A 5,010-nucleotide genomic window follows, 5' to 3' on the forward strand; every position below is an offset into this window, starting at 1 on the left:
GGAGAGCAGCTTCACACCGACCTCTCCCGGGTCAGCCTGAAGTTAAGAATTCAGGCAGGGAGGAGAAGAGGGGTACCCCCAGCCCAGATCACCGTCAGAGCTGATGGGGAGGTTGTTCTCAGGGATAAAAGTCTGACTGGCAAACAGAGGTTAGATCTTGTGGTGCCTCCAGCTCTGCTGGTGGAAGGAGGGGAGGTAGAGGTAGTCAGCTCTACTTTCGTCCCTGCCCAATATGGCTACTCTCAGGACAGCCGGGAGCTGGGAGTGGTCATCTCCTATAAGACGTCCCTACCTTTGCCAGGGCGTCTGCTACTGCGGTGTCTCAGCTTCATTCCCCTCTTCGTCATCAACTATCCTCGAGATCTGGCTTTTCTTGACAGCTATGATCGGATCATTTCCATTTCCCAATATACCCAGAGCTGGGTCAAAAAGCGGTGGGGCAGAGATAGCCAGATCCTCTATCCGCCCGTAGAGATAGACTCTCTGCGAGATGGGCCTAAGAGGGAAATGGTCATCAGTGTGGGGAGGTTCTTCACCGGTAATCACAACAAGAAACAACTGGAGATGGTGAGAGCTTTCAAGGAGATCTATCGAAAAGGGAAACGGGGTTGGGAGTATCACCTGGTAGGAGGGGTTGAGGATATCAAGGAGCATAGAAGATATCTCCAGCAGGTGCGCCGGGAGAGTGAAGGGTATCCCATCTACATTCACGAGAACGCCTCCTGGGAAGAGCTGGTAAGGTTGCTGTCCCAAGGCAAGATTTTTTGGCATGCCAGCGGCCTGGGAGAGAATGAGGACAAACACCCCGATAAGTTCGAGCATTTTGGTATCACCACAGTGGAGGCCATGGCTTCAGGATGTGTCCCGGTGGTCATTGCCAGGGGGGGACAGAGGGAGATTGTTCAGGATCAAGTGGACGGTTTTCTCTTTGAGGATTGGCCGGGCCTGGTGGAGACCACTGTGCATCTCATGGAAGACCAGGAGCTTTTACACAAGGTGGGCCAGAAGGCCAGGGAGAAGTCCAAGAAGTTCAGCACTCAGAGCTTTGCCAGGCATCTGGAGGACGTAGTGGCTGAACTTCAAGATTCGTCTCCGCCAGAAAGACTGGGAGACCTGGCCGGTTATTAATGTCCCCGGACAACGTCCAGGTCTGGAGTGGCGTCCCATATGATCCTCCCGGCTCTGGGGGGCTCGCCCTGGCGAAGTTTTTTCACCAAAAAAGCCTTCTCTTAAAACAGAGGTTGAGCAAGGGGTGTCTGAGGAAAGAAGTGGCCAGCAAAATTCTTTTGAGAGGGGCAAATCCTCTCAACCATCTTCGATGGAGAGGAATATTCTGGATGTAATCATAGTCAGCTACAATGTAGCTCATCTTCTGGAGGATTGCCTGGGCTCCCTTCTATCTGAGAAGGGAGTGGACGTGGTCATCACCGTGGTGGACAATAACTCTTCCGACGGGACTGTGGCCATGGTCCGGAAAAAGTTTCCCCAGGTAAATCTGGTGGCCAGCCGGAAGAATCTGGGCTTCAGTGCAGCTAACAACCTGGCTTTAAAGGGTAGCCGGAGCAAATACGCCCTTCTCCTTAACCCGGATACCAAAGTTCTCCCAGGAGCTATCAAAAAGATGGTAGACTACATGGAGGCCAATGGGGAGGTGGGGGCTCTTGGCCCCAAACTTCTCAACCCCGATGGCAGCCTACAGTATTCCGCCCGCACCTTTCCCTCTCTGACCACTCAGTTCCTGGAGAGCACTTATCTCTTCCGGATTTTTCCCCAAAGCAGGTTTTTTGGCCAGCATTTTATGACCTATTGGGACCATGGGCAGGAGAAGAAGGTAGATTGGGTCTCGGGAGCTGCTCTTATGGTTCGTGGGGAAGCCATAGAAAAAACAGGTCTTCTCGATGAAGGATTCTTCATGTACAGTGAAGAGGTAGACTGGTGTTATAGGATAAAGAGAGCGGGCTATGAGGTGGTTTACTTTCCTCAAGCAGAGATCATTCACTACGATGCCAGGAGCTCGGAAGATGAGGCCAGGAGGCTGGAGATGGTTCTCTCTGGCCGCTACCGCTTCTTTGCCAGGCATTATCCCTCCTGGCAAGGGCTTTTTCTTCGGTTATTGGTCCTGGGGGGTCTGGTGATAAGAATCATTTTTTGTGCTGGGGCCAGTCTGCTCCCGCTGAAAGGAAGGAAAAGATTCAGGAAAAAGCTCCACTCCTTTGTCCAGGTCTTTCTCTGGCATGGGGAGGCCAGGGGTGAGAACTATGGGGAAAAATAAAGTATCTCTGGTGACTACCATACTCAACGAAGAGAAAACCTTACCTGAATTTATAGATTCCCTGCTGGCCCAGACTCGCCGGCCAGAGGAGGTGATTGTGGTGGATGGGGGATCTAAAGACCGGACCTTTGAGATCCTGAAATCCTATGCCGACCGGGTGGGCAATCTGACTGTGATCCAGAGCCGGGGCGCCAATATCTCCCGGGGAAGAAATCTGGCTATAGCTGAGGCCACCTCGGATCTGATTGTGGTTACCGATGTGGGATGTCAACTGCACCCCCGGTGGCTGGAGGCTATCAGCCGGCCTCTGCAGGAGGGAAGCGCTCAGGTGGTGGCAGGGCTCAGCCAACCAGATGCCCGAAGCTTTCTGGAAAAATGTCTGGCTGCGGTCAATGTTCCTTTGGTGGAAGAAATAGAAGAGGAAACGTTCATGCCCTCCTCCCGTTGTATTGCCTTTCGAAAAAGGGTATGGGAGGAGGTGGGAGGATACCCGGAGTGGCTGGATATCGGCGAAGATATGAATTTTAATTTCAAGCTGAAGAGGATGGGATACAGCATTCAGTTAGTCCGAGAGGCAGTGGTCTACTGGCGGATGAGAGAAACCTTGAGGGAAATATTCAGACAGTTCTTTGGCTATGCCCGGGGAGACGCCATGGCTGGAATGTATCCTCAGCGACACCTCATCAGATTCACCACTTATCTGGGTCTCCTGGTGGCTCTATCTCTATCTCCCCGCTTCCCCTATCTGCCTCTGCTTCTGAGTCCTCTGGCGCTGATTTACCTGTCAAAGCCCCTACGCAGGTCGGTACGGGTTTTCCAGGAGGATAGATTGGGGATGATATTTTCCTGGTTGGCCATGCCCTTTTTGATGTTGTACCTTGATCTGGCCAAGATGGCCGGCTATGTAAACGGACTGCTCAAGAGACCACGGATGCGCAGTCTGAAAAGGAAAATGAGGAGCAAAATTTAGTTTGGGCTATGACACTCACCCCGCCTAAAGGCGGAAAATTCCCAGGATATACCTGACGGCTCTGCCCGAGCCAGAAAGACATGGCCGCAACATTTTACGTTGGGTGAGCGTACAGCAACGAGCTCATATGTTACCAAAGTACTATTGGTATGGTAGTGAATGGCGAGAGAAGAGTCAAGTGGACTTGGGCCGGACCTCAGACTTGAATGAACATTTCTAACCCAATCTGGTATTGAGCTACGAATAACATGAGCCCGGATCTATCTATCATGATTATCAACTGGAACACCCGGGAGCTTCTTCTGAAATGCCTGCAATCCATCACCAGGCACGCCAGCCCAAAGAAGCTGGAGGTCCTGGTGGTGGACAATGGCTCCACCGACGGCAGTACAGAGGCGGTCCGCAAAAGCTTTTCCCAGGTTAGATTAATCAAGAATGAGGAGAACCTGGGTTTTGCCAGGGCGGCCAACCAGGGCATAAAAAATTCTTCCGCAAGACATATCCTTCTTTTGAATAGTGATACCGAGATTTATGAGGGTACTCTGGAGAGAGTGATCGACTTCTTAGATAGGGAGGAGAAGGTGGGGGCCGTGGGCCTGAAGATTGTTAATCCTGACGGTTCACTTCAGCACTCCTGCCGGCGCTTCCCTTCCTTCATCACCGCCACTGCTCACGCCTTTCTGGGTCCAGTAATGCCCAATAACCCCTTTTCCCAGGAATACAAACTGGCCCGCTGGGATCACCGACAGGTCGAAGAAGTAGACTGGGTCTCCGGGGCAGCCATGGGGCTGCGCAGACAGGCTCTGGATGAAGTGGGCCTTTTTGACGAGCGGTTTTATATGTATCTGGAAGACATGGATCTCTGTGAGCGCCTTAAGGAGAGAGGATGGCAGGTCAAATATCTGCCCGATGCGGTAGTTCTTCACCACATTGCAGGAAGCAGCCAGCGCCGGAGTGTCCGGATGACCATAGAGCACCAGAAAAGCATCTACAGATTTCTGCGTAAGAGATATGTGGGGACCTGGAGGGTTTTGCTCTTGCCCCTGATATATGGGGGTCTTATAGTCAGGGGGGCGATAGTGATCACCCTGGAGAGGATAAAGAGGGAAAGCTGATAGACCTTATGGGCCGCAGCAGACATTGCAGGTTAGAGAGGACATGTAAAGCTACTTCGGTCTTGCTCTCCTTTGCTTCTGGCAAGTGGAAGTTGCACCAGAGCTTTTCTCGGGACAGGGAGATATTAGAGATAGGTAGGGGGTATTTTTGATAGCATTAGTCACCGGTGCCAGCGGTTTCGTGGGAAGACATCTCTGCCAGAGGCTCCTGGAGGAAGGGGTCAGCCAGGTGGTGGGTATGGTCCATCGTGCAAAAGACCGGGAGGGTCTTCCCAGAGATCCCAGATTAAAAGTGGTCCTTGCTGATGTCCTGGACGCCCCAGCCATAGAAGAGTTGATCAGAAGCTCTCGGCCTCAGGAGATCTATCACCTGGCTGCTCAAAGCTCTGCGGCCTTGTCCTGGGAGGATCCGCGACGGACTTATGAGATTAACATATTTGGTCAGTTGAACCTGCTGGAATCCCTGCTAAAGAGCCAGGTGGAAGCCTCCGTGCTTATAACGGCTTCCGGCGAGGTATACGGTAAGGTCTCACCTGAGCAGGTCCCCATAACTGAGGATTATTCTCTGAGGCCAGACAGTCCCTATGCGGTGAGTAAGGCAGCTCAAGATCTGCTAGGGTACCAGTATTATAGCGCTTATAAGATGAGGATTT

Annotated in this window: 5 protein-coding genes; all 5 read left to right on the forward strand. The window is 52.2% G+C overall.

The genetic code is table 11. The annotated features are described in order from the left end of the window. A partial coding sequence (locus HW443_RS09310; RefSeq protein ID WP_176238094.1) for a glycosyltransferase family 4 protein occupies nt 1–1,128 on the forward strand: 1,128 nt, incomplete at its 5' end. Nucleotides 1,129–1,252: 124 nt separating this feature from the next. Beyond that, nucleotides 1,253–2,272 (forward strand): glycosyltransferase family 2 protein, encoded by a 1,020-nt coding sequence (locus HW443_RS09315; protein ID WP_176231583.1) that lies wholly within the window; start codon nt 1,253–1,255, stop codon nt 2,270–2,272. After that, nucleotides 2,259–3,242, forward strand: a complete 984-nt coding sequence (locus HW443_RS09320; RefSeq protein WP_176238095.1) for a glycosyltransferase — start codon at nt 2,259–2,261, stop codon at nt 3,240–3,242. The genes HW443_RS09315 and HW443_RS09320 overlap by 14 nt, the downstream gene beginning before the upstream one ends. Nucleotides 3,243–3,490: 248 nt before the next feature. After that, nucleotides 3,491–4,357 carry a glycosyltransferase family 2 protein gene (locus HW443_RS09325; protein WP_258190490.1) on the forward strand — a complete coding sequence of 289 codons (867 nt, stop codon included), beginning with the start codon at nt 3,491–3,493 and terminating at the stop codon, nt 4,355–4,357. A gap of 148 nt (nt 4,358–4,505) precedes the next feature. Continuing rightward, on the forward strand, nt 4,506–5,010 hold a 505-nt coding region (locus HW443_RS09330; RefSeq protein WP_176238096.1), incomplete at its 3' end, for a GDP-mannose 4,6-dehydratase.

It is taken from the genome of Candidatus Hakubella thermalkaliphila (assembly GCF_013281975.1).
Lineage (GTDB): Bacteria > Actinomycetota > Humimicrobiia > Hakubellales > Hakubellaceae > Hakubella > Hakubella thermalkaliphila.

Bases quoted from the DNA above. Each gene is read 5' to 3' on its own strand.
- HW443_RS09320 (WP_176238095.1), top strand. From the start codon at position 2,259: ATGGGGAAAAATAAAGTATCTCTGGTGACTACCATACTCAACGAAGAG.
- HW443_RS09325 (WP_258190490.1), top strand. From the start codon at position 3,491: ATGAGCCCGGATCTATCTATCATGATTATCAACTGGAACACCCGGGAG.